This is a genomic window from Streptomyces sp. NPDC091972, from assembly GCF_044756385.1.
GTDB lineage: Bacteria > Actinomycetota > Actinomycetes > Streptomycetales > Streptomycetaceae > Streptomyces.
Genome location: NZ_JBIVSV010000012.1, coordinates 258918 through 282507 on the forward strand (window position 1 = coordinate 258918; position 23590 = coordinate 282507).

Below are 23590 nucleotides of genomic sequence, written 5' to 3' on the forward strand. Positions count from 1 at the left end.
CTTCCCGGCACATCGATGCCCCGACTGTCGGGAAACCGGCGGGGTTTGGGGCGTGGGGGACCGAGCCGTCCGCCGGCAGCAAGCCCCCACCGCTACCAACCCCGGACCGTGCACCGGGTTACGGGTTGTCCGAAGATCTTTGACATGACGAAACTGTTGCGGTTCCGTCGGAAGTCCCCCATAGCGGGCGCATAGTGTGTGATGGCGCTCCAAGGGGCGGTGCCGGGGGTGAGCTCGCGGGGCGTCTGCGGGAAGTCCCCGGTTCCGGTGCCGGGTTCGTCCACACCAGGGGGAGGCGGAGCATGGGATCCGAACCACTGTCGTCGAGGGCTCGCGGTGAAGGCGGAAAGAGTGCGGGCCGCAGAACCCCCTCCGTGCTGGCCGCCATGGCCCTCGCCTCCGTGCTCGCGCTGACCGCCACGGGCTGCGGCTCGGGCGATCCGGACGCGAACGCGCAGGCCTCCGCCTCCGCCACGTCCGAGGGGGACGGCAAGATCACGATCCCGGACGACATCAGGGACAGGCTCAAGGAGCACGGGATCGATGTCGACCGGTGGAAGGACGGCGCCTGGAAGGACTGGGACCGGGACGACTGGCTGCGCGAGGCCCAGGACTACATCAACCCCGTCATCGAGGGACTGTGGGACCCGGAGCGGATGCGGGAGGCGGAGGATCCCGACCGCGGTGTCCAGGAGAGCGGCCTCTCGGATGACCAGGGGGTGACCGATCCCGAGCCGGCGCCGGTGGACGCGAAGGCCGTGTCTCCTACGTACCACGACAGGGTTCCCGAGGCGGGGAAGGTGTTCTTCGACTCCCCCGAAGGCACGATGGTCTGCTCGGCGACGGTCGTGGCGGACCCGGCCGCCCCGGGCCGGTCCAACCTGGTGTGGACGGCGGGGCATTGTGTGCACGCGGGCAGGAGCGGCGGCTGGTACCGCAACCTCGCGTTCGTGCCGTCGTACAACGACCAGGCTCTCGGGGCGGAGGAGTTGGCCGGTGCGACCGAGGAGGAGCTCGCTCCGTACGGCGTGTGGTGGGCCGACTGGGCGGGGACCTCGGACCAGTGGATCGCGCAGGGCGGCCCGACCGGCGGGGACGGTGCCCCGTACGACTTCGCCGTCATCCATGTGACGCCGGAGGAGGGCGGTACGGGCAAGTCGTTGGAGGAGACGGTCGGTTCGGCGCTGCCGGTGGACTTCGCCGCGCCGGCGGTGCGGCAGGTGGAGAGCATCACGGCCAGTGGGTATCCGGCGGCGGCGCCGTTCGACGGGGAGACGCTGTACCAGTGCCAGGACAGGCCGGGACGGTTGTCGGTCAACGTCTCGGATCCGACGATGTACCGGATCGGCTGCACGATGACCGGTGGTTCGTCGGGCGGCGGCTGGGTCGCGACCGGCGTGGACGGTCGGCCGGCGCTGGTGTCCAACACCTCGATCGGGCCGGTGAACGCGGGCTGGCTGGCCGGGCCCCGGCTGGGAGAGGTGGCCGAGGGCGTGTACGACGCGGTCAGCGGGAAGTTCGCGGGACAGTGACGACTGCCGGTCGTCACGGGCGCTCGGGGGATCGTCCATGCGCCAGCCGGTGACCTGAAGCGGATTGCCCGTGCCGCCTGCCATTGACCTGAAGCGGATCGCACATGCCGCCAGCCGTAGACCTGAATAGGCAGAAGGCCCGCCCCTTGTCGCAAGGGGCGGGCCTTCGGCAGTGCTACGGCGCTCAGGCCACGACCGGTGCCGGGACGTACGGCGCGAGCTCCGCGGCCAGTTCCTCGTGCACCCGCACCTTGAGCAGAGTGCCCTCCGCCGTGTGCTCCTCGGAGATCACCTCGCCCTCGTCGTGGGCGCGGGCGACCAGCTTGCCGTGGGTGTACGGCACCAGCGCCTCGATCTCGACGGACGGCCTGGGCAGTTCGTTGTCGATCAGGGCGAGCAGCTCCGCGATGCCCTGGCCGGTACGGGCCGAGACGGCGATGGAGCGCTTCTCGGCCCGCATGAGCCGCTGGAGCGTCAGCGGGTCCGCCGCATCGGCCTTGTTGATCACGACGATCTCGGGCACGCCGGTGGCGCCGACGTCCCTGATCACCTCGCGCACGGCGGCGAGCTGCTCTTCGGGGGCCGGGTGCGAGCCGTCCACCACGTGCAGGATCAGGTCGGACTCGCCGACCTCCTCCATGGTGGAACGGAACGCCTCGACCAGGTGGTGCGGCAAGTGCCGTACAAAACCGACGGTGTCGGCCAGGGTGTACAGACGGCCGCTCGGGGTCTCGGCCCGGCGGACGGTCGGGTCCAGGGTCGCGAACAGGGCGTTCTCCACCAGGACGCCGGCGCCCGTGAGGCGGTTGAGCAGGGACGACTTGCCTGCGTTGGTATAACCCGCGATGGCTACCGAGGGCACCTTGTGGCGCTTGCGTTCCTGCCGCTTGATCTCGCGGCCGGTCTTCATGTCCGCGATCTCCCGGCGCATCTTCGCCATCTTCTCGCGGATCCGGCGCCGGTCCGTCTCGATCTTGGTCTCACCGGGACCACGGGTGGCGAGACCGCCGCCCTTGCCGCCGCCCATCTGACGGGACAGCGACTGACCCCAGCCGCGCAGCCGCGGCAGCATGTACTGCATCTGCGCGAGCGCGACCTGCGCCTTGCCCTCGCGGGACTTGGCGTGCTGGGCGAAGATGTCGAGGATCAGGGCCGTACGGTCGATGACCTTGACCTTGACGACGTCCTCGAGGGCGATGAGCTGGCCGGGGCTGAGCTCGCCGTCGCAGATGACGGTGTCCGCGCCGGACTCGACGACGATGTCGCGCAGCTCCAGGGCCTTGCCGGAACCGATGAAGGTGGCCGCGTCGGGCTTGTCGCGGCGCTGGATGACGCCGTCGAGCACGAGGGCGCCCGCGGTCTCCGCGAGGGCGGCGAGCTCCGCGAGGGAGTTGTCGGCGTCCTGCACGGTCCCCGTGGTCCAGACGCCGACGAGGACGACCCGCTCCAGGCGGAGCTGGCGGTACTCGACCTCGGTGACGTCCTCGAGCTCGGTGGAGAGGCCGGCGACACGACGCAGGGCCGCACGCTCGGAGCGGTCGAACTGGTCGCCGTCCCGCTCTCCGTCGATCTCGTGGCTCCAGGCGACGTCCTCTTCCATCAGGGCATCGGCCCGAAGACCTTCGGCGTAGGTGTGCGCGAGGCGCTGCGTGTCCTGGGAAGGGGATGAAGAGGAGGTCATTTGATCCTTACGTCGATGGGGATTCCGATTCGGCGGTCATGTCTCTCAACGCACGAACGTCCCGGGAGATTCCCGTGCCCCGTGCCGCGCCGACCTGAAGATGGTCGCACGGTACGGGGCGTCTCGTCACCGCCTTATTTCACCGGTGCGGCGGTGGCCGCCACGGGCTTCCAGTCCGGGTGCCCGGGCATGGGCGGGGTCTTCTCGCCGTAGAGCCAGCCGTGGATGAAGCCGCCGAGGTCGCGTCCGGCGATCTCGGAGGCGAGGTGCACGAAGTCGGCGGTCGACGCCGTGCCGTCGCGGTGTTCCTGCACCCAAGCCCGTTCCAGGCTCTCGAAGGCACTGCGGCCGATCTCCTGGCGCAGGGCGTAGAGGACCAGGGCGGCGCCGTCGTAGACGTTCGGCCGGAAGATGCTGATCTTCTGGCCGGGCTTGGGCGGCTTGGGAGCGGCGGGCGGTCCACCGGCGGCGCGCCAGCGGTCGGAGGCGCCGTACGCGGCCTTCATGCGGGCCTCCAGGGTGCGGCCGGCCTTGTGCTCCGCGTACAGGGCCTCGTACCAGGTGGCGTGTCCCTCGTTGAGCCACAGGTCGGACCAGGTGCGGGGGCTGACGCTGTCGCCGAACCACTGGTGGGCGAGCTCGTGGACCATGATCGACTCGACGTACCACTGGGGGTAGGCGGGCTCGGTGAAGAGGTCCTTCTCGAAGAGGGAGAGGGTCTGGGTCTCCAGCTCGAAGCCGGTGTCGGCGGCGGCCATGAGGATGCCGTACGTCTCGAAGGGGTACGGCCCCACCCTGTCCTCCATCCAGGCCAGCTGGGCAGGGGTCTTCTTGAGCCAGGGTTCGAGCTGGGCGCGGTCCTTCGCGGGCACGACGTCCCGGACGGGCAGTCCGCGCGGTCCTTCGCGGTGCAGCACGGTGGAGCGGCCGATGGACACCTGGGCGAGTTCGGTGGCCATGGGGTGCTGGGTGCGGTACGTCCAGGTGGTCACCGGCCCGACGCGGTCCACGCCCGCGGGCAGGCCGTTGGCCACGGCCGTGTAACCGTCGGGGGCGGTGACCCGGATGGTGAACATCGCCTTGTCGGAGGGGTGGTCGTTGCAGGGGAACACCAGGTGGGCGGCGTCGGCCTGGTTGGCCATGGCGAGCCCGTCCGCGGTGCGCACCCAGCCGCCGTCCCGGTCCGCGGCGGAGACGGGGTCACTCGTGTGCCGGACGGTGATGCGCATCCAGCTGCCGGCGGGCAGCGGCTCCTCGGGGGTGACGACGAGGTCCTCCCCCGCGCCGGTGAAGGTCGCGGGCCGTCCGTCCACCTGCACCGACCGGACCTCGCCGTGCGCGAAGTCGAGGTTGACGCGGTCGAGGTCCGTCGTCGTCCAGGCGTCGATCGTGGTGACGGCCGTGAGCGGCTTGCTGTTGCTGCCGGGATAGGTGAAGGAGAGGTCGTACGACGCCACGTCGTAGCCGGGGTTGCCGAGGTGCGGGAAGAGGCGGTCCCCCACGCCGAGCGGCGCGGCCGGGGCGCTCGCGGCGAGCAGGCACACGGAGACGGCGGAGGCGAGCAGCGCGGCCGCCCTGCGCCGTCGGGCGCTTCCCGTACGGCGGCGGGGGGCGTCGGGGGCGGGCCGGTCGGCGAGGGTGGGATCGGGGTGCGTGCGGAGGGTGAGCGGCATGCACCACCGCTACCAGCGCGCGCGTGTCCCACGGCGACGACGCGCGACCGGCCCACCCGAACGGGGTCCTCCGGTCACGAAGAGGGGACGCGGGCGGTTCAGTGGCCCGCACGCGCGCGTGTCGGTGCGGCGTGCCACGCACGCGTGGGGGCGTGCCGAGGGAGCTTCGGGCCCGCCGATGTCGGTGACCTACGGCGACTCACCCACGGGTTCACCGAGGGCGGACACGCTCCTCTGGGCGGCGATCCCGGTGACCCCGCTCGCCGGCCGCCGTGCCTTCCTGCTCGCCGAGGCACCCTTGCCCGACGCACCTCTGCCCGAGGCGCCCCTGCCCGAGGCACCCTTGCGGTGCGCTGCCCCGGCACGCTCCCCCAGGGCGGTCCCCTCAGCCCGCGGGCCCCTGCGCCCGGCTGACGTCATACACGCCGGCCACGTTGCGCATCGCCCTCATCAGGCCGGGCAGCAGGGCCGCGTCCGGGAGTTGGACCGTGTACGTGTGGCGGACGCGCTGCTGGCTGGGGGGTTCGACGGTGGCGGAGACGATCTCGGCGCCCTCGCCGGCCATCGCCTCGGTGAGGTCGGCGAGCAGGTGCGGGCGGCCGAACGATTCCGCGAACAGCGTGACCCGGCACTCGGCGGTGTCGCCCCAGCGCACGCCGACCTCCCTGCGCCCCATGTCCTTCATCCGGGCCACCGCGGCGCACTCGACGCGGTGCACGGTGACCACTCCCCCGCGGACGGCGAAGCCGGTGATCTCGTCGGGCGGCACGGGCGTGCAGCAGCCGGCCAGCCGTACGGTCGCGCCGGGCTGGTCGACGAGGGCGACGGCGGCGCCGGGGCGGTCGTCGACCCGCTCGTCGGGGGTCTGCGGCTCGGGGGTGCTCCGGCCCGCGCTGTCGGGCGTGTCGACAGCCGGCGGCTCCGCGGCGGAGGGCCGGAAGGTGCGCTCGGCCTCAGCGACCCCGCCGGCCGTCCCGCTCCGCTCCGGCGCCTCGGGCGCGGGATGGGTGGCGATCCACCGCTGGATGGCGATCCGCGCGGCGGGGGTGTGGGCGTGCTCCAGCCACTCCTTGGACGGCTCGGCGGCCGGGTCCTGCCCCATGAGGAGCTGGACGGTGTCACCGTCCTTGAGGACGGTGCTCAGGGTCGCCAGGCGGCCGTTGACACGAGCACCCAGGCACGCGTGCGCGTCCTCGCCGTACTGCGCGTACGCGGCGTCCACACAGGTCGCGCCCTCGGGCAGGCCCAGGGTGCCGCCGTCCGGCCGGAAGACGGTGATCTCGCGGTCCTGGGCGAGGTCCTCGCGCAGGGTGGACCAGAAGGTGTCCGCGTCGGGCGCGGCGGCCTGCCAGTCCAGGAGCCGGGAGAGCCAGCCGGGCCGGGTCGGGTCCGCCCGCTCGCCGTCGGCCGAGCTGGGCTCCTCCGCGGGACCGACGTACGGATTGCCGAGCGCGACCACTCCGGCCTCGGCGACCTTGTGCATCTGGTGGGTGCGGATGAGGACCTCGACGACCTGGCCGTCACCGCGGGCCACGGCGGTGTGCAGCGACTGGTACAGGTTGAACTTGGGTACGGCGATGAAGTCCTTGAACTCCGAGACGACCGGCGTCATACAGGTGTGCAGTTCGCCCAGGACGCCGTAGCAGTCCGCGTCCTCGCCGACCAGGACCAGCAGCCGGCCGAAGTCCGCGCCTCGCAGCCGGCCGCGTTTGCGGGCCGTCCGGTGCACGGAGACGAAGTGCCGCGGCCGGATGACGACTTCGGCCTGGATGCCGGCCTCGCGCAGCACCCCCCGCACCTCGTCGGCGATCTCGGCGAGCGGGTCGTCCGCGCGGGAGGCGTTGTCGACGATCAGCGCGCGCGTCTGCTCGTACTCCTCGGGGTGGAGGATGGCGAAGACCAGGTCCTCCAGTTCGGTCTTGAGGGCCTGGACGCCGAGGCGTTCGGCGAGCGGGATGAGGACGTCGCGGGTGACCTTGGCGATGCGGGCCTGTTTCTCGGGGCGCATCACGCCGAGGGTGCGCATGTTGTGCAGCCGGTCGGCGAGTTTGATCGACATCACGCGGACGTCGTTGCCGGTGGCGACGAGCATCTTGCGGAAGGTCTCGGGCTCGGCGGCGGCGCCGTAGTCGACCTTCTCCAGCTTGGTGACGCCGTCGACGAGGAAGCGGACCTCCTCGCCGAACTCCTCCCCCACCTGATCGAGCGTCACCTCGGTGTCCTCGACGGTGTCGTGGAGCAGGGAGGCGGTCAACGTCGTGGTCTCGGCGCCGAGTTCGGCGAGGATCAGGGTCACGGCGAGCGGGTGGGTGATGTACGGCTCACCGCTCTTGCGCATCTGGCCGCGGTGCGAGGACTCGGCCAGGACCCAGGCGCGGCGCAGGGGTTCGAGATCGGCGTCGGGGTGGTGGGCGCGGTGGGCCTCGGCGACGTGGCTGATCGCGTCGGGCAACCGGTCGCGGGCGGCGGGGCCGAGCAGCGCGGCGCGGCCCAGGCGGCGCAGGTCGATCCGCGCCCGCCAGCGGGCGGCCGGGCCCGCTACCGGACCTGGGGTCGCGGGGTTCGTCGCCTCCGCACTCATGGGCACCTCCGGCTGCGTGGACCGGCGGACGGGGTGCCCCATGGCGGACACGGCTCAGGGGATGGCATCTGTCCCCCGTCCGGGCCGGTGCTTGATGCTACCGAGCCCATCACGCCCGGCTGACCGCCTCTCGGTGAGCGTGAAACGGATCACCCATTCGAGCGACGGTTTGCAGGTTTACGATTTCGCGCCACCTGACCTGTGACTGACTGCGGTTCTGAATCGCACATAGGGCAGGAGGCTGCGGTTCGATGCCTCCAGCACCCTGATCGTTGCGATTCCCATGCTCAACGAACCGCGTTTTCAAGCCAGTCGGCGTCGATCTCGCCCTCGGCGACGATCACCGCGGGGCCGGTCATCTCGATCTCCCCGTCGGTCCGCTCGGTGATCACCAGGGTGCCGCCGGGCACGTCGACGGTGTACGTCGCCGGGCTGCCGGTGGCCGCCGGGTCGGTGCCGTCCCTGCGGGCCGCGGCCACGGCGACGGCACACGCGCCCGTGCCGCAGGACCGGGTCTCGCCCGCCCCGCGCTCGTGCACGCGCATGGCGACGTGGTGGGGGCCGCGGTCGACCACGAACTCGACGTTGACCCCGCTCGGGTAGGCGGCGGCCGGGCTGAAGGGCGGCGGGGAGTGCAGGTCGCCGGCGTGGGCGAGGTCGTCCACGAAGGCCACGGCGTGTGGGTTGCCCATGTTCACGTTCCGTGCGGGCCAGCTCCGGTCACCGACGCTCACCGTGACGTCCCCCTCGGGGAGCACCGCCTTGCCCATCCCGACGGTGACGTCGCCGTTCTTCGCGATGTGCACGGTCTTCACGCCCCCGCGCGTGGCCACCGCGAGGTCACCCTCGGTGACGTGGCCGGCGCGCTGGAGGTAGCGGGCGAAGACGCGTACGCCGTTGCCGCACATCTCCGCGACGGAGCCGTCGCCGTTGCGGTAGTCCATGAACCACTCGGCTTCGTCGGCCATGTGCCTGGCCTCGGGGTGCTCGGCGGACCGTACGACGTGGAGCAGGCCGTCACCGCCGATGCCGGCCCGGCGGTCGCACAGGGCGGCGACGGTGGCGGGGGGCAGGTCGAGGGCGTTCTCGGGGTCCGGGACGATCACGAAGTCGTTCTCGGTGCCGTGGCCCTTGAGGAAGGCGATCCGGGTGCTCATTCCTCGATCGTAAGGGAGTGCGGCTTTTCGACCGCGGGGCGGTGGGGCGGGGTCGGAGCTGGGCCGGGCCGGCTGGCTCGCTGGCTGGCTGGCTGGCTGGCTGGCTGCTCACGCGATTCCCTCGCGTCCGCCGAGCGGACGTCCGTGGGGACCGGGTGCGTCGGGCCCATGCCAGCCATGGCCACCTGCAATGGCCGCGCTCGTCGGAACCGTGTCCCGCAGGCGCGCGCCCGTCAGGCTCGTGTCCGTCAGGCATGCACCCAGTCAAACCGCGCCCGTCCAGCCACCTCCACGTGCACGCGTCCGTCAGACCCGCGTGTACCGGGCGCACGTCCACCAACCCCGCGCCCGTCAGGACCGCGTCCAGCATCCGCCCGCCCGCGGACCCACCGGACCAGGACCCGCCGCAGTCGTCTCCACCGCACCCAGACCCGTCCGCACCAGCTCAGGCCGACGTCCGCCAAGCCCTCGCCGACGACCCGCGCCCCGCGCCCCGCGCCCCGCGCCCCGCGCCCCGCGTCAGCGAAGTCTCGCCACCCGCCACACCGCGAGCACGACCACCACGGCCACCAGCAGTACGTACCCGGTCACGACCCGCCAGTCCGCGCGGCGGCCGGACCCGCGCTGCGGGAGTCCCGGCCACGTGTAACCGACGCGGCGCGCGGCCATCATTCCCCAGCCCGCCGCGCAGAAGCAGATGAGCAGGCCCAGCATCGCGATCACCGCTCCGCTGTCGCCGAAGTCGAAGGCCAGGGGGAAGGCGAACATCAGGGAGCCGACCGCGGCCAGCGAGACGATGGGCGCGAGCTGCCAGATCCGCAGGCGCCGCTGGGGGCGCAGCTCGACCTCGACCTCCTCGCCGCCCGGGAACATCTCCTCGGGCTCGGGGCCGTCGTCGGTCACACCGCCCTGGGTGTCGTCGGGCCCGTCGGGGCTCAGACGCTCGGCGTCCTGCTCCGGCCCACCGCTCTCGGCGGTGAGGGGCTCGGTGCCTTGTGCGGTGTCGCGAGGGCCGGCCTCCATCGCCACGCGCCCTCCCAACTCGGACTCCACTTGGTCGATCGAAGCTCGATGATGGCACGGCGCCGGATGCCGGGATGACGGCCGGAGCGTCCCGATGCCAGGACGTGATCAGGCTGTAACCGGTCGTTCGACCAACGCCAGTGCGAGCTGCGGAAGTTCTGTGAGATGCGCCGCAGCCCCACTCAACCAGTGCACCCGCGGGTCGCGCCTGAACCATGAATCCTGACGGCGCGCGAAGCGTTTCGTGGCACGGACGGTCTCAGCCCGCGCGTCCTCCATCGTGCACTCCCCCGAGAGCGCCGCGAGCACCTGCTGGTATCCGAGTGCGCGGGACGCCGTGCGCCCCTCGCGCAACCCTCGCGCCTCCAGCTCCCGGACCTCCTCCACGAGGCCCGCCTCCCACATCCGGTCGACCCGGCGCGCGATGCGCTCGTCGAGCTCGGGGCGGGCCACGTCGACGCCGATCTGGACGGTGTCGTAGACGGAGTCGTGGCCGGGGAGATTGGCGGTGAAGGGTTTGCCGGTGATCTCGATCACTTCGAGGGCCCGGACGATACGGCGGCCGTTGCTCGGCAGGATCGCCTGGGCCGCCCCGGGGTCGGCGGCGGAGAGGCGGGCGTGCAGCGCGCCGGAGCCGCGCAGCACGAGTTCCTCCTCCAGCCGCGCCCTGACCTCGGGGTCGGTGCCGGGGAACTCCAGGTTGTCGACGGCCCCACGGACGTACAGCCCGGAACCGCCGACGAGGATCGGCCAGCGGCCCTCGGCGAGCAGTGCGTCGATCCGGGCGCGGGCCAGCCGCTGGTACTCGGCGACGGACGCGGTGACGGTGACGTCCCAGATGTCCAGCAGGTGGTGCGGGACGCCGCCGCGCTCCTCGGGCGTCAGCTTGGCGGTGCCGATGTCCATCCCTCGGTAGAGCTGCATGGAGTCGGCGTTGACGACCTCGCCTCCCAGTCGCTGGGCGAGGAACACGCCCAGATCGGACTTTCCGGCCGCAGTGGGTCCGACGACGGCGATGACGCGGGGGGCGGGGGGTGCGCTGCTCACCGCCCCAGTCTCGCAAACCTCGGAGCGCCACCTCGAACGAGTTACGTGACGGCGCGGGTTCGGCGTCGTTGCCAGTTGCGTGGTTTCCGCCGCCCTGTTCCCGGAGGCGGCGATCCGGACAGCGCGAACGGGCGCACCGGATGACGCGGGATTTCCCCCGCACGAGTAACGTATGGAGTGGATATGGGCGTTTTCGCACGACTTCTCCGCAGGTCCAAGGCCACGGAGGAGGCGTCAACCGCCGAGCAGCAGGCCGACATCCCGACGGCCGGGCCCGCGGCGGGGGAAACGGCAGAAGCGAAGGGATCCAGCGGCGCCGAGGCCGAGGCCGATGCTTCGACCGAGGCCGGGAGCGAGACCGGGGCCGAGGTCACCGAGGCCGACGGCACGGACGGACCGACGGCGACGGAGGCCGTCGAGGACGCCGCCGCCGAGGGTGTCGAGATCCCCAAGCAGCAGTCCGCCGACGAGGCGGCCGATCACGAGGCCGGTGAAGGCGCCCGCACGTAACTGTCCCGCGTGGGAAGGTGAACGATGGGTCTCCTGGACAATTTGAAGGCCAAGCTCAGCCCGGCCAAGGACAAGGTCTCCGACCTCGCGCAGCAGCACGGGGACAAGGTCCAGCACGGTCTCGACAAGGCCGCGAAGGTCGTCGACGAGAAGACCAAGGGCAAGTACAGCGACAAGATCCAGACGGGCACGGGCAAGGCCAAGGACGCCATGGACCGCCTCGCGCACCACGACGGCACACAGGGACCGGGGGCCGGCGGCACGCCTCCGGCCGCGCCGCCGCCGGCTTCCTGACGGAACGACAGCACGGCACACCGACGGACGGCCGCGGGGCGGAACGCTCCCGGCCGTCCGCCGTTTCAAGGGCTCAAGCTCGCGGAGCCACCGAAGCCGACAGAGCCCCGCTCTCCTGCGGCCCTCAAGACCACCGGTCCCGGCTTTCCCCGGTCCTCAGGACCAGGTCGCCACCACATACCCCACGCCATAGGGCGCGTCCTCGTACAGCAGGGAGCCGCCGAGGCCTGCGCCCTCCGCCGCGCCCGCCAGGACCTGCCAGCAGGACCGGCCGGAGGCCTTCAGCGCGTACGCCAGCTCGGTGTCCAGCGCACGCAGGGCGGCCACGTCGGCCGCGCCCAGCGCCCGCGCGACCTCCGCGTCGAAGGGGGCCGCGCGCTCGTCGAGGTAACCCGGAGCCTTGAGCGTGCGGCAGGCGCTGGCGTCGCCCATCACCAGCAGTGCCACCCGCTCGGCCCGGCCGGCGATGTCCCTCCCGGTCTGGATACACCGCTCGGGCTCCAGGGGTTCCCCCACCCCGAGTCCCTCGATCGGGGCGTCGGCCCATCCCACGCGCTCCAGCAGCCAGGCGGCGACGGCGAGGGAGGCAGGGAGCTCACGCTCGGCGTCCCCGCTCCCGTCCCCGTTCCCCTCCCCGCCGGGCCCCGCGTCCCCGTTCCCGCCCCCGTCAACGGCCCCGCCGAGCCGCACGTCGAGGTCCACGCCGAAGCCGCGGAAGGACCCGCGGCTGCCCTCCGGGAACACGCCTCGCCCGCTCCGCTCCGCGGGACCGACGACCACGAGCCGGTCGGGCCGGGCGGCGGCGAGCACGCCGAGCGCGTCCGTGCAGGCGGCACGCGCGGCGTCCAGCTCGGGCGCGGCGCCCGCGGCGACCTCGGGGACGAGCAGGGGCGGGCAGGGGCAGACGGCGGCGGCGACAAGCATGATCGGGAGCCTATCGTCAGGGCTGTTCCGGCTCCCCTTCCGTGCTCCACACCAGCTCGGCCAACTGGTAGATCACGGCGAAGGTCAGGACCCGGCCCTCGATCCTCGCATAGTAGGCGTCGCCGTCCCCGATCCGGTGGACGTCACGGCGCTTCTGGCGCAGCCTCGGGCGCGGGCGATGCGTGCAGGCGAGCTCGTAGAGACGGGCGCGGGCCTGCTCCCGTGTGCCCTCGAAGCGGGCCACCTCCTCGCAGACGTAGTCGGACCCGCTTCCAATGTCCGACTGGAGGACGACCACCCAGCGCCCCACGACCCGCCCCGGCTCAGTGCGCCGCGCAGCCGCCCGTGGCCGCCGGCAGCGGCTCGGGGACCCCGATCTTCGGGAGGCCCAGCAGGACACCGGCGGGCTTGGCGGCCTCGGCCGCGTTCCGCTTCTCCCACGCGTCACCCGCGCGGGTGCGGCGCACGTCGAGGACGGCGCCCTCGGCGAGGAGGTGGTGGGGAGCGGCGTAGGTGATCTCGACCGTGACCACGTCGCCGGGGCGGACGTCCTGGTCGGGCTTGGTGAAGTGGACCAGGCGGTTGTCGGGGGCGCGGCCGGAGAGACGGTGGGTGGCGCCGTCCTTGCGGCCCTCGCCCTCGGCGACCATCAGCTCCAGGGTGCGGCCGACCTGCTTCTTGTTCTCCTCCCAGGAGATCTCCTCCTGGAGGGCGACGAGACGCTCGTAGCGCGACTGCACGACCTCCTTGGGGATCTGCCCGTCCATGGTCGCCGCGGGGGTGCCGGGGCGCTTGGAGTACTGGAAGGTGAAGGCGTTCGCGAAGCGGGCCTCGCGGACCACGTGCAGGGTCTGCTCGAAGTCCTCCTCGGTCTCCCCGGGGAAGCCCACGATGATGTCGGTCGAGATCGCGGCGTCCGGCATGGCGGCGCGCACCTTCTCGATGATCCCCAGATAGCGCTCCTGGCGGTACGAGCGGCGCATCGCCTTCAGGACCGTGTCCGAGCCGGACTGGAGGGGCATGTGGAGCTGCGGCATGACGTTCGGCGTCTCGGCCATGGCCGCGATCACGTCGTCGGTGAAGTCGCGCGGGTGCGGTGAGGTGAAGCGGACGCGCTCCAGGCCCTCGATGGTGCCGCAGGCGCGCAGCAGCTTGCTGAAGGCCTCGCGGTCGCCGATGTCGGAGCCGTACGCGTTGACGTTCTGGCCGAGCAGCGTGATCTCGGAGACGCCCTCGCCGACCAGTGCCTCGATCTCGGCGAGGATGTCGCCGGTGCGGCGGTCCTTCTCCTTGCCGCGCAGCGCAGGGACGATGCAGAAGGTGCAGGTGTTGTTGCAGCCGACGGAGATCGACACCCAGGCCGCGTAGGCGCTCTCGCGCCGGGTCGGCAGCGTGGACGGGAACGCTTCCAGCGACTCGGCGATCTCGACCTGCGCCTCCTCCTGCACGCGCGCGCGTTCCAGCAGGACGGGCAGCTTGCCGATGTTGTGCGTGCCGAAGACGACGTCCACCCAGGGCGCCTTCTGCACGATGGTGTCGCGGTCCTTCTGGGCGAGGCAGCCGCCGACGGCGATCTGCATGCCGGGCCGCGAGGCCTTGCGCGGCGCGAGGCGGCCGAGGTTGCCGTAGAGACGGTTGTCGGCGTTCTCCCGGACCGCGCAGGTGTTGAAGACGACGACGTCGGCGTCCCCGTCGGAGCCCTCGGGGGCGGGCACGTACCCCGCCTCCTCCAGCAGGCCGGACAATCGCTCGGAGTCGTGGACGTTCATCTGGCACCCGTAGGTGCGCACTTCGTACGTTTTCGGAGATGAAACGTCCACTGCCGGGCTCCGGTCGCTGCTGATGGTCATGGGTCAAGGGTAGGCGCTCGCCGGAGCCGCGAGACCCGGCCGTCGGCCAGGACGCGGTCAGGCGGGCAAGCCCCGCTCGGCCAGGCCGCTCCAGGCGATGATCACCCACTGCGCGCGGTACCGGGCGTGCAGCTTGGCCGCCAGGAGGCTGCCCACGTGAGTCTTGACCGTGGGCATGCTGATGACGAGGTGCTCGATCAGCCGCCTGGCGGGCCGCAATGGTTCCGCGCACGGGAGATGCCTCGCGCCGACGCCCCGGGACACGCTCGGCGCATGGGAGATGGCTCGCGTCAGGTCGCCCGGAGGCTCCTCCTCGCCGAGAAGGCCGTGCGCACCCACGCCTCCCGCATCCGCACCGAGCTGGACGTGCACGACCGGGCCGCCGCGCCGCGCGCCCGCGACGCCGCTACGGCGGCCACCCGGACTCCGACCTGCCCCGGCCCGCCCGACGATCCGGCCCCGCCCGCTTCTTCCGTACGGCGTTCGCCGCGCGCCCTCAAACAGGGTCAAGCGGCCGGTGATGACGCGCATCACGCGCGGGACGGCACCAGGGGCTTTGCATGACCATACGTGGTGATGCATAATCTTCCTATGTCCAAGGTCCTCACGTCCCTCCCCGCCGGCGAACGCGTCGGCATCGCCTTCTCCGGCGGTCTCGACACCTCGGTCGCGGTCGCGTGGATGCGCGACAAGGGCGCCATCCCGTGCACCTACACCGCGCACATCGGCCAGTACGACGAGCCCGACATCGACTCGGTGCCCGGCCGCGCGAAGACCTACGGTGCCGAGATCGCGCGCCTGGTCGACTGCCGGGCCGCGCTCGTCGAGGAGGGGCTGGCCGCGCTCACCTGCGGGGCGTTCCACATCCGCTCGGGCGGGCGGGCGTACTTCAACACCACCCCGCTGGGCCGTGCCGTCACCGGCACCCTCCTCGTGCGGGCGATGATGGAGGACAACGTCCAGATCTGGGGCGACGGCTCGACCTTCAAGGGCAACGACATCGAGCGGTTCTACCGCTACGGCCTGCTCGCCAACCCGAACCTGCGGATCTACAAGCCCTGGCTGGACGCGGACTTCGTGACCGAGCTCGGCGGCCGCAAGGAGATGTCGGAGTGGCTCGTCGCCCACGACCTCCCCTACCGGGACTCGACGGAGAAGGCGTACTCCACGGACGCCAACATCTGGGGCGCCACGCACGAGGCCAAGACCCTGGAGCACCTCAACACCGGCATCGAGACCGTCGAGCCGATCATGGGCGTCAGGTTCTGGGACCCGTCGGTCGAGATCGCGCCCGAGGACGTGACGATCGGCTTCGACCAGGGCCGCCCGGTGACCATCAACGGCAAGGAGTTCGGCTCCGCCGTCGACCTGGTCATGGAGGCCAACGCCATCGGCGGCCGGCACGGACTGGGCATGTCCGACCAGATCGAGAACCGGATCATCGAGGCGAAGAGCCGCGGCATCTACGAGGCCCCCGGCATGGCCCTGCTCCACGCGGCCTACGAGCGTCTCGTCAACGCGATCCACAACGAGGACACCCTCGCCCAGTACCACAACGAGGGCCGGCGCCTGGGCCGTCTCATGTACGAGGGCCGCTGGCTGGACCCGCAGGCCCTGATGATCCGGGAGTCCCTCCAGCGGTGGGTCGGCGCGGCGGTCACGGGTGAGGTCACCCTGCGCCTCCGCCGGGGCGAGGACTACTCGATCCTCGACACCACCGGTCCGGCGTTCTCGTACCACCCGGACAAGCTGTCGATGGAGCGCACCGAGGACTCGGCGTTCGGTCCGGTGGACCGGATCGGCCAGCTCACCATGCGCAACCTCGACATCGCCGACTCCCGCGCCAAGCTGGAGCAGTACGCGGGCCTCGGCCTGATCGGCACCGGCAGCCCCACCATCGGCGCCTCCCAGGCCGCCGCGACCGGGCTGATCGGCACCATGCCCGAGCTCCCCGAGGGCGGCGCCGAGGCGATCGCCTCCCGGGGCGAGGTCTCGGAGGACGAGGTCCTGCTCGACCGGGCGGCGATGGAGTTCGGCACGGACTGAGCCATCTCGCGGAGGGGGCCGGTGCGACCACGCACCGGCCCCCTTCTCGCGTCCACCCGGCATGGCCTCGCCGGCCCGAAGGCACGCACACGACCGCCGTCCCGTCAACTTCTCGTAAAACATGGGGAGTTGATGTGAGGAAATGCCGGAGGGCAGCTCGTCGGAAACCGTGAAGCAGGTTTCGAACGGAAACGGGAACGATAGGTTCCCTGCATGAACGCGCGGCTCGCTCTCCTCGGCACGGTCACCCCAGGTGCGACGGAGAGCGAGGTCTTCCGGCTGGCGCTCGGACACGCGGTCGGTGAACTGGGCGCGCTCGGCGGGACCGTGCACCTGCGCGGCCCGATGTCCGCCCTGCGCCTGGTGTCGTCCGCCGGTCTGCCGCCCGCCCTCACCCAATCCTGGGAGATCGTCGACCAGGAGGGCCCGCTGGCCCCGGCCCGGGCGCTCCAGCAGGGCAAGGGCGTCTGGGTACCACTGCCCCCGAACCCGTCGGAGGGGACCCCCTGGCCCGGCACCGGCCTCGCCGCGCTGCCCGTGTTCAGCGGCCGGCGCGGCATCGGCGCACTGACGGTCCTCGCCGGAGAGCAGGGCGAACCCACCCCGCGGCACTGGGACTTCCTGCGGGACCTCGTCGCCTGGACCGAGGACCGCCTGGCCCAGGCCCCGCCGCCGTCCCGCCCCCCGCACACCGAACCGAACCGGGCACGGTTGCGGCACGCCCTCAAGGAGGTCCGGGTCGGCTCGTGGGACTGGGGCATCCGCAGCGGTGAACTCGTCTGGGACGAGGCGGCCCTGGAGCTGTACGGCACCCGCCCGGCCGACTTCAGCGGCCGGGTCGAGGACTGGATGCGGATCGTCCACCCCGACGACCTGGCACCCACGCTCGCCGCGGTGGATCGGGCGATCACCGGCCACGGCGTCTTCGAGGCCGAGTACCGCGTCCGGCGCCCGGACGGCACCTGGAGCTGGACCCGGGCCCGCGGCCGGGCGACGTACGACGAGCGGGGCGAGCCCCTGCGGATGATCGGGGTCGGCTGGGAGAGCAACGAGTCGCGCACCGCGCGGGACGCCCTCAGCAGGGCCCTGCGGCACATGAGCGACGGCTTCCTCGCGGTGGACGACGAGTGGCGGATCACCTTCGCCAACCTGGAGGCTGAACGCTTCCTCGGCTTCTCCGAGGAGGAGTTGTTCGGACGCCTGCTGTGGGACCTGCCGGCCACCCGTCAGGTCCCGGGTCTCAAGGAGAGCTGTCTGAAGGCCGGGGCCGAGGAGAAGTCCACCGGGTTCGACGTGTACATCGCGGACTGCCGGCGGCGGCTGCACGTACGGCTGGTGCCGGGGCCCGACGGCCGCACCCTGTACTTCCAGGACGTCACGGAGAAGCGCCGGCTGGCGCAGGAGCGGCAGGCGGCGGAACGGGCCGCGGCCGAGCGGGCGGTGCGGATCGCGGAACTGACCACGGAACTCGCCAAGGCGACGACGTCCCGGGACGTGGTGGAGGCGGTGGCCCGCCGGGTGCTGCCGCCGTTCGCCGCCTCCGGACTGATGGTCCAGGTCAGCGAGGGCGACCGGCTCCACCACGTGGGCGCGGTCGGCTACCCCCGGGACTTCGTGGCCCTCCTGGACAGCCGCCGCCGGTCGGCGACCGGCGACCCCGCCTGGGACACGATCGCCTCCGGCCTGCCGCTGTTCCTCTCCTCGGCACGCGAGTACGCCACCCGCTATCCCGAACTGGCCGACTTCCCCGCCCTCGGCGACAAGAAGTCCTGGGCGTTCCTGCCGCTGACGGCGTCCGGGCACACCTTCGGCGTCTGCGTGGTCTCCTTCGACCGGCCCCGGCTCCTCGACGACGAGGAACGCGCCCTGCTCACCACCATCACCGCCCTCGTCGCCCAGTCCCTGGAACGGGCCCGGCTCTACGACGCCGAGCACACCCGGTCCCGGGAACTCCAGCGCAGCCTGCTCCCCCAGGCGCTGCCCGACCTGCCCGCCTGCACGGCGGCCGCCCGCTATCTGCCGGCCGGGCAGGGCGCGGACGTGGGCGGCGACTGGTACGACATCATCCCGCTGTCCGGCGGGCAGGTCGCGCTGGTCGTCGGGGACGTGATGGGCCACGGCCTGCCGGAGGCGGCCACCATGGGCCGGCTGCGCACCGCGGTGCACACCCTGGCCGACCTGGAGCTGGCACCGGACGAGATCCTCGGCCACCTCAACGACATCGTCGGCGGCATGAGCGAGGCGTCGTACGCCACCTGTCTGTACGCGCTCTACGACCCGACGACCCGGGTCTGCTCCATCGCCCGGGCCGGCCACCCGCCGCCCGCTCTGGTACGGCCCGACGGAACCGTGCACTTCCCGGCACCGGACGCCGATCCCCCGCTGGGCGCGGCCAAGCCGCCGTTCGAGACGACCGAGCTGGAGGTGCCCGAGGGCAGTCTGCTCGTGCTGTACACCGACGGGCTGGTGGAGTCGACGACGCGGGAGATCGACGAGGGCATGGCCGAGCTGGCGCGGCTGCTGGGCGCCGCCCACGCCGACGGGACCGCCGTGGACCTTGAACGTCTGTGCGACACGTTGACGGCCGGTCTGCTGCCGGCGGACCAGCAGGCGGCCGACGACGCGGCGTTCCTGGTGGCCCGGCTGCACGCGCTGCCGGCCGACAGGATGGCCGCCTGGGCCCTGCCCGAAGACCCGAGGGCTGCGAGCCTGGCCCGCCGCCACGTCCGCGAGCAGCTCACGGCCTGGGGCCTGGACGACCTGTCCCCCACCACGGAACTCCTGGTCAGCGAACTGGTGGGCAATGTCGTCCGGCACGCCCGCGGCCCGGTCCGGCTGCGCCTGCTGCACACCACCGAACTGGTCTGCGAGGTCTACGACGGCAGCCAGACCATGCCCCGCATCCGGCACGCCGCGGACACCGACGAGGGCGGCCGGGGCCTCCAGCTCGTCTCGGCCCTCTCCACCCGCTGGGGCGCCCGCTACACACCCACGGGCAAGTGCATCTGGACGGAACAGTCCCTGCGGGCCCCGGCCGAGCCGGCCGACCTGCTGTTCCTGAACCCGGCCGACTTCGACGAGGACTGGGAAGCGCTGCTGTGAGACGCGCGCCCGTTCGGCCCAGCTCCACGGGCCGGACGCCGGGCGCGTCCCTAGATTCGCGGTGACGGCTGTTCCGGCCCCGCCCGAAAGGCACGACCCATGGGAATACGCACCACGCTCACCGGCGCCACGCTGGCCGTCCTGGCCATCGCCGGACCGCTGACCGGTGTCGCACACGCAGGCGACCTGGACTGCGCGGACTTCGCCTACCAGGAGGACGCGCAGGCGCAGTTCGACCTCGACCGCTCCGACCCGAACCGGCTCGACGAGGACCAGGGCCGGGACGACGGCATCGCCTGTGAGGTGCTGCCGCGACGGGACACCGCCGTGAGCGCCGCCACGCCTCTCGCCACGCCCACCACGCCTCTGGTCACACCGCTGCCGACGCTCGGCGTCCAGGGCGGCTCCGGGGGCAGTGTGGGGCCGGCCGGCTTCGAGCGGGCGATCGGAGCGGCCCTCGCACTCGGCGGGGTCGGCCTCGCGGGCGCGTACGTCGTGCGCAGGCGCCGCGGCTCCCACCCGCAGGCCCGTCTCAGGGGTCGATGAGGCCGGCCCTTATCGCATACCGGGTCAGTTCCAGACGATCCCGCATCCCCAGTTTGTGCAGCAGGTTCGCCCGGTGCCGCTCCACCGTCTTCGCGCTGATGAACAGCAGCTCGCCGATCTCCTTCGTGGTGTGCCCCTCGGCGACGAGCTTGAGGATCTCCTCCTCGCGTTCGGTGACGGCCCGCGCGGGCAGGTCGTCACCCCGGTGCAGCCGGTCCAGGTAGGAGCGGACGAGGGCCCGCTCGGCCCCGGGGTAGACGAAGGACTCACCGCGCACGGCGGCCCGGCACGCCTCGACGAGGTCCCGGTCGGCGACGGACTTGAGCACGTACCCACTGGCCCCGGCCTTGAGCGCCTCGAAGAAGTACTGCTCGTTGTCGTACATCGTCAGGATCAGGATCCGCAGGTCCGGCAGCCGCCGGGACAGCTCACGGGCCGCCTGGAGCCCGGTCATCCGCGGCATCGCGATGTCCAGCACGGCCAGATCGACCTCACGCGCGCGTGCCAGCTCGACCGCCTCGGCACCGTCCCCCGCCTCGGCCACGACGGTCAGGTCCGGCTCCCCCTCCAGGATCAGCCGGACCCCCCGTCGTACCAGGGTGTGGTCGTCGGCGAGCAGGACACGGGTCGGCGAGGCCATCAGCGCACCACCGCCGGGACCGGTACGCGCAGCCGTACGTCCGTCCCCCGCCCGGGGCCGCCCCGCACCGAGAACCCCGCCCCGACCAGCAGCGCCCGCTCCCGCATCCCCTGGATCCCGGCCCCTTCGGGTGCCCCGCCCAGCCCCTTGCCGTTGTCGCGCACGAGGAGTTCGACTCCTCCCGCGACCGGCTGGAGCCGCACTTCGGCGCGGTCGGCGCCGGAGTGCCGCGCGGTATTGGTGAGCCCCTCCTGGGCCACCCGGTAGAGCACCAGTTCCGACTCCTCGGTCAGCCGGGGCAGTTCGCCGCCGACGTGATGGCGCACGGTCAGCCCGTGCGTGGTGAACTCGGCCGCGAGGGAGCGCAGGGCGCTCGGCAGCCCGAGCTCCTCCAGCACCCCGGGCCGCAGCCGCCGCGCGATCCGCCGGATCTCGTCGAGCCCGGCCCGGGTCGCCTCCTGCGCCTGCCCCACGTCCTCCCGCAGCTCTTCGGGCACCCGGTCGGCGACCCGCTTCAACTGGAGCAGGACGGCGGTCAGCGTCTGCCCGACCTCGTCGTGCAGCTCCCGCGCGATGCGGTGCCGCTCCCGCTCCTGCGCGGAGAGGGCGCGGGCGGCACCGGTCGCCCGCTCGGCCTCCAGCCGGTCGAGCATGGTGTTGTACGTCGTGATCAGCGCGGCCGTCTCGGCGGGCCCGGAGACCGGGGCGCGCACCCCGGGCCGCAGCAGATCGGCGGCGGCCATGGCCTGCCCCAGCTTCTGCAACGGGGTGAGCCCGACCCGCAGCACGAGGGCGTTGGCGACCAGCAGCAGGGCGAGCCCGCCGAGGACGACCACGGCCTCCCCCTGCCGGACGGGCGTGGACACGGTGACCGGCCCCAGCAACAGCGCGGTGGCGACGACGAGGCCCGCGGCGTTGAGCGAGAAGATCCGCCAGAACAGCGACACGGCCCTGCCCTCACTCCTCCCGTACCACACCCGAGGCCCCAGCCTCGCCGGTGCCGGCCGCTCGCGTATATCCGTCACGTCACCCATATCGCCACCGTACGGCGACCTGACAGCATGCGAACCCGGCACCCGCGATCACTCGAACCACAAGGGGAAGAAACGTGTCTGCTCCACGCCTGAGGGCGACGCCGCTGCCGGGCATCGGGGTCCAGTACGACCTCATGACCCGCGAGGACCGCCATCTCTCCGTGGTGGCGCACCGCGACGGTGCCCGCACGGTGAGCGTGTACCGGGCCGACGACCCCGACTCCTGCGCCCAGTCGCTGCGGCTGACGGGTTCCGAGGCGGGCGCCCTGATCGACGCGCTGAAGCCCTCCCACCACAGCGCGAGCCTCCTCTACGCCTCCGACCTGGGCCTGGTGGCCGAGCGCATCGAGGTGGCGGCGGGCTCCCGCTGGAACGGCCGGGTCCTCGGCGACACTAGGATGCGCACCGACACGGGAGCCTCCGTCGTCGCGGCCCTGCGGCGCGCCGAGGCGATCCCCTCCCCGGCCCCCGACTTCCGCCTGGCGGGCGGCGACATCCTCATCGTCGTGGGCACCCGCGAGGGCGTGGACGCGGCGGCGGCGATCCTCGGTCGGGAGTAGAGCGCATGCACTCCGCTGTCCTCCTGATCGAGTTCGGCTCGATCATCCTCGGCCTGGGCCTCCTGGGCCGTTTCGCCGCCCGCTTCCGCCTCTCCCCCATCCCCCTCTACCTCCTGGCCGGCCTGGCCTTCGGCGAGGGCGGCCTGCTCCCCCTGGGCGCGAGCGAGGAGTTCGTCTCGATCGGCGCCGAGATAGGCGTGATCCTGCTCCTGCTGATGCTCGGCCTGGAGTACACGGCCGGCGACCTGGTCACCAACCTCAAGGCCCACTACCCCGCGGGCCTGGTCGACGGCGCCCTGAACGCCCTCCCGGGAGCGGCCGCGGCCCTCCTCCTCGGCTGGGGTCCCGTGGCCGCCGTTGTCCTGGCAGGCGTCACCTGGATCTCCTCCTCGGGCGTCATAGCGAAGGTCCTGGGCGACCTCGGCCGGGTGGGCAACCGGGAGACCCCGGTGATCCTCAGCGTCCTGGTCCTGGAGGACCTGGCGATGGCGGTCTACCTGCCCATAGTCACCGCCCTGGTCGCGGGCGCGGGCCTCCTGGCCGGCAGCCTGACCCTTGCCATAGCCCTCGGCGCCGCGGGCCTGGTCCTCTTCGTGGCGGTCCGCTACGGCCGCCTGATCTCCCGCTTCGTGTCGAGCGACGACCCCGAGAAACTCCTCCTCGTCGTCCTGGGCCTGACCATCCTCGTGGCAGGCGTGGCCCAGCAACTCCAGGTCTCGGCGGCGGTGGGCGCGTTCCTCGTGGGCATAGCCCTCTCCGGTGAGGTGGCCGAGGGCGCCCACACCCTGCTGAGCCCCCTGCGCGACCTCTTCGCCGCGGTCTTCTTCGTCTTCTTCGGCCTCCACACCGACCCCGCGAGCATCCCGCCCGTCCTGCTGCCCGCCCTCGCCCTCGCCCTGCTCACTGCGGCCACGAAGATCGCCACCGGCTACTGGGCGGCCCGCCGGGCCGGCATCTCCCCCAAGGGCCGCTGGCGCACGGGCGGCGCACTCGTGGCCCGCGGCGAGTTCTCGATCGTCATTGCGGGCCTGGCGGTCTCGGCCGGCATAGAACCCTCCCTGGGCCCCCTGGCCACGGCCTACGTCCTCATCCTGGTCATCCTCGGCCCCCTCACAGCCCGCTACACAGAACCCCTGGCCACAAAACTGACCTCCCGCCACGACACCCCGACAACACCAGAGACCCCACCCCGAGTCACAGTGGACGGCGCCTGAGGGGAGGCCGGTTCGGTCGTAGGGCGGCCGCGCCCCTGGGTGGGCCATGTGGACGCTCGTGCAGACGCGTACGGCGGTGAGGGGACGGGGTGGGGGGTGTCCGCCCGCAGCGGCCGGCGTCCGTTGCAGAGCACTGTTGAATTGGCCGAGCCGCCGGACCGAGGACGGACACCCCG

The 23590-nt window shown here is 72.3% G+C and carries 20 protein-coding genes; 9 read left to right on the plus strand and 11 right to left on the minus strand.

The window, feature by feature from the left end:
- The first annotated feature begins 302 nt into the window (after positions 1 to 302).
- On the plus strand, positions 303 to 1532 hold the full coding sequence (locus ACIQJT_RS31520; RefSeq protein WP_402649262.1) for a trypsin-like serine peptidase: 1230 nt from the start codon (positions 303 to 305) through the stop codon (positions 1530 to 1532).
- Positions 1533 to 1716: 184 nt separating this feature from the next.
- Here ACIQJT_RS31520 and hflX read toward each other — a convergent pair whose 3' ends face one another.
- The 6 genes from hflX to miaA form a co-directional block, all read right to left on the minus strand.
- Positions 1717 to 3213: a GTPase HflX gene (gene hflX, locus ACIQJT_RS31525; protein ID WP_053853178.1), complete on the minus strand. Its 1497-nt coding sequence runs from the start codon at positions 3211 to 3213 to the stop codon at positions 1717 to 1719.
- A 134-nt stretch (positions 3214 to 3347) separates the two neighbouring features.
- Positions 3348 to 4886, minus strand: coding sequence for a M1 family metallopeptidase (locus ACIQJT_RS31530; RefSeq protein WP_402649265.1), 1539 nt, complete (start codon positions 4884 to 4886; stop codon positions 3348 to 3350).
- A gap of 385 nt (positions 4887 to 5271) precedes the next feature.
- The gene (locus ACIQJT_RS31535) at positions 5272 to 7467 is read right to left on the minus strand and encodes a RelA/SpoT family protein (protein WP_402649267.1); all 2196 of its coding nucleotides are present in this window, start codon (positions 7465 to 7467) and stop codon (positions 5272 to 5274) included.
- Positions 7468 to 7754: 287 nt separating this feature from the next.
- A complete protein-coding gene (gene dapF / locus ACIQJT_RS31540) occupies positions 7755 to 8624 on the minus strand; it encodes a diaminopimelate epimerase (protein ID WP_402649269.1) in 870 nt (289 codons plus the stop codon).
- A 519-nt stretch (positions 8625 to 9143) separates the two neighbouring features.
- Positions 9144 to 9647 (minus strand): hypothetical protein, encoded by a 504-nt coding sequence (locus tag ACIQJT_RS31545; RefSeq protein ID WP_053851049.1) that lies wholly within the window; start codon positions 9645 to 9647, stop codon positions 9144 to 9146.
- Positions 9648 to 9755: 108 nt separating this feature from the next.
- Positions 9756 to 10694 (minus strand): tRNA (adenosine(37)-N6)-dimethylallyltransferase MiaA, encoded by a 939-nt coding sequence (miaA, locus tag ACIQJT_RS31550; RefSeq protein ID WP_365456372.1) that lies wholly within the window; start codon positions 10692 to 10694, stop codon positions 9756 to 9758.
- 183 nt (positions 10695 to 10877) lie between these two features.
- Here miaA and ACIQJT_RS31555 point away from each other — a divergent pair, with 183 nt between their 5' ends.
- Together ACIQJT_RS31555 and ACIQJT_RS31560 are read left to right on the plus strand one after the other, a co-directional pair.
- Positions 10878 to 11204, plus strand: coding sequence for a hypothetical protein (locus ACIQJT_RS31555; RefSeq protein WP_402649270.1), 327 nt, complete (start codon positions 10878 to 10880; stop codon positions 11202 to 11204).
- A gap of 24 nt (positions 11205 to 11228) precedes the next feature.
- Positions 11229 to 11498 (plus strand): antitoxin, encoded by a 270-nt coding sequence (locus tag ACIQJT_RS31560; protein ID WP_365456366.1) that lies wholly within the window; start codon positions 11229 to 11231, stop codon positions 11496 to 11498.
- Positions 11499 to 11654: 156 nt separating this feature from the next.
- Here the strand turns inward: ACIQJT_RS31560 and ACIQJT_RS31565 are convergent, their stop codons facing one another.
- Genes ACIQJT_RS31565 through miaB form a run of 3 tightly spaced genes read right to left on the minus strand, consistent with a single transcriptional unit; the run spans position 11655 to position 14272 of the window.
- Entirely contained in the window at positions 11655 to 12422 is a 768-nt protein-coding gene (locus ACIQJT_RS31565; protein WP_402649271.1) for a class III extradiol dioxygenase subunit B-like domain-containing protein, read from the minus strand.
- A gap of 16 nt (positions 12423 to 12438) precedes the next feature.
- Positions 12439 to 12732, minus strand: coding sequence for a hypothetical protein (locus ACIQJT_RS31570; RefSeq protein ID WP_402649272.1), 294 nt, complete (start codon positions 12730 to 12732; stop codon positions 12439 to 12441).
- A gap of 13 nt (positions 12733 to 12745) precedes the next feature.
- On the minus strand, positions 12746 to 14272 hold the full coding sequence (miaB, locus tag ACIQJT_RS31575) for a tRNA (N6-isopentenyl adenosine(37)-C2)-methylthiotransferase MiaB (protein ID WP_402649273.1): 1527 nt from the start codon (positions 14270 to 14272) through the stop codon (positions 12746 to 12748).
- A 273-nt stretch (positions 14273 to 14545) separates the two neighbouring features.
- Between miaB and ACIQJT_RS31580 the strand changes: the two genes are divergently transcribed.
- From ACIQJT_RS31580 to ACIQJT_RS31595, 4 genes are all read left to right on the plus strand, one after another.
- Positions 14546 to 14836, plus strand: coding sequence for a LuxR C-terminal-related transcriptional regulator (locus ACIQJT_RS31580; RefSeq protein ID WP_402649274.1), 291 nt, complete (start codon positions 14546 to 14548; stop codon positions 14834 to 14836).
- A 27-nt stretch (positions 14837 to 14863) separates the two neighbouring features.
- Positions 14864 to 16318 carry an argininosuccinate synthase gene (argG, locus tag ACIQJT_RS31585; RefSeq protein ID WP_053851041.1) on the plus strand — a complete coding sequence of 485 codons (1455 nt, stop codon included), beginning with the start codon at positions 14864 to 14866 and terminating at the stop codon, positions 16316 to 16318.
- 213 nt (positions 16319 to 16531) lie between these two features.
- Positions 16532 to 19420, plus strand: a complete 2889-nt coding sequence (locus ACIQJT_RS31590) for a SpoIIE family protein phosphatase (protein WP_402649275.1) — start codon at positions 16532 to 16534, stop codon at positions 19418 to 19420.
- Between the two features lie 99 nt (positions 19421 to 19519).
- Positions 19520 to 19966: a hypothetical protein gene (locus tag ACIQJT_RS31595; protein WP_365456351.1), complete on the plus strand. Its 447-nt coding sequence runs from the start codon at positions 19520 to 19522 to the stop codon at positions 19964 to 19966.
- On the opposite strand, the gene ACIQJT_RS31600 is transcribed toward ACIQJT_RS31595, so the two are convergent.
- Both ACIQJT_RS31600 and ACIQJT_RS31605 read right to left on the minus strand, forming a co-directional pair.
- Positions 19953 to 20606, minus strand: coding sequence for a response regulator (locus ACIQJT_RS31600; protein ID WP_402649276.1), 654 nt, complete (start codon positions 20604 to 20606; stop codon positions 19953 to 19955). The two genes, ACIQJT_RS31595 and ACIQJT_RS31600, sit on opposite strands and share 14 nt — an antisense overlap.
- Positions 20606 to 21553, minus strand: a complete 948-nt coding sequence (locus ACIQJT_RS31605) for a HAMP domain-containing sensor histidine kinase (protein WP_402649277.1) — start codon at positions 21551 to 21553, stop codon at positions 20606 to 20608. The genes ACIQJT_RS31600 and ACIQJT_RS31605 overlap by 1 nt, the downstream gene beginning before the upstream one ends.
- A gap of 161 nt (positions 21554 to 21714) precedes the next feature.
- On the opposite strand from ACIQJT_RS31605, the gene ACIQJT_RS31610 reads away from it, so the two are divergent.
- Together ACIQJT_RS31610 and ACIQJT_RS31615 are read left to right on the plus strand one after the other, a co-directional pair.
- Positions 21715 to 22200: a TrkA C-terminal domain-containing protein gene (locus ACIQJT_RS31610; RefSeq protein WP_365456342.1), complete on the plus strand. Its 486-nt coding sequence runs from the start codon at positions 21715 to 21717 to the stop codon at positions 22198 to 22200.
- 5 nt (positions 22201 to 22205) lie between these two features.
- The gene (locus ACIQJT_RS31615) at positions 22206 to 23414 is read left to right on the plus strand and encodes a cation:proton antiporter (RefSeq protein ID WP_365456339.1); all 1209 of its coding nucleotides are present in this window, start codon (positions 22206 to 22208) and stop codon (positions 23412 to 23414) included.
- The last annotated feature ends 176 nt before the right edge of the window (positions 23415 to 23590 follow it).

Coding starts and splice junctions, on each gene's coding strand:
- ACIQJT_RS31520 (WP_402649262.1), top strand. CDS start 303: ATGGGATCCGAACCACTGTCGTCGAGGGCTCGCGGTGAAGGCGGAAAG.
- hflX (WP_053853178.1), bottom strand. CDS start 3,213: ATGACCTCCTCTTCATCCCCTTCCCAGGACACGCAGCGCCTCGCGCAC.
- ACIQJT_RS31530 (WP_402649265.1), bottom strand. CDS start 4,886: ATGCCGCTCACCCTCCGCACGCACCCCGATCCCACCCTCGCCGACCGG.
- ACIQJT_RS31535 (WP_402649267.1), bottom strand. CDS start 7,467: ATGAGTGCGGAGGCGACGAACCCCGCGACCCCAGGTCCGGTAGCGGGC.
- dapF (WP_402649269.1), bottom strand. CDS start 8,624: ATGAGCACCCGGATCGCCTTCCTCAAGGGCCACGGCACCGAGAACGAC.
- ACIQJT_RS31545 (WP_053851049.1), bottom strand. CDS start 9,647: ATGGAGGCCGGCCCTCGCGACACCGCACAAGGCACCGAGCCCCTCACC.
- ACIQJT_RS31555 (WP_402649270.1), top strand. CDS start 10,878: ATGGGCGTTTTCGCACGACTTCTCCGCAGGTCCAAGGCCACGGAGGAG.
- ACIQJT_RS31560 (WP_365456366.1), top strand. CDS start 11,229: ATGGGTCTCCTGGACAATTTGAAGGCCAAGCTCAGCCCGGCCAAGGAC.
- ACIQJT_RS31565 (WP_402649271.1), bottom strand. CDS start 12,422: ATGCTTGTCGCCGCCGCCGTCTGCCCCTGCCCGCCCCTGCTCGTCCCC.
- miaB (WP_402649273.1), bottom strand. CDS start 14,272: ATGACCATCAGCAGCGACCGGAGCCCGGCAGTGGACGTTTCATCTCCG.
- ACIQJT_RS31580 (WP_402649274.1), top strand. CDS start 14,546: ATGGGAGATGGCTCGCGTCAGGTCGCCCGGAGGCTCCTCCTCGCCGAG.
- argG (WP_053851041.1), top strand. CDS start 14,864: ATGTCCAAGGTCCTCACGTCCCTCCCCGCCGGCGAACGCGTCGGCATC.
- ACIQJT_RS31590 (WP_402649275.1), top strand. CDS start 16,532: ATGAACGCGCGGCTCGCTCTCCTCGGCACGGTCACCCCAGGTGCGACG.
- ACIQJT_RS31595 (WP_365456351.1), top strand. CDS start 19,520: ATGGGAATACGCACCACGCTCACCGGCGCCACGCTGGCCGTCCTGGCC.
- ACIQJT_RS31600 (WP_402649276.1), bottom strand. CDS start 20,606: ATGGCCTCGCCGACCCGTGTCCTGCTCGCCGACGACCACACCCTGGTA.
- ACIQJT_RS31615 (WP_365456339.1), top strand. CDS start 22,206: ATGCACTCCGCTGTCCTCCTGATCGAGTTCGGCTCGATCATCCTCGGC.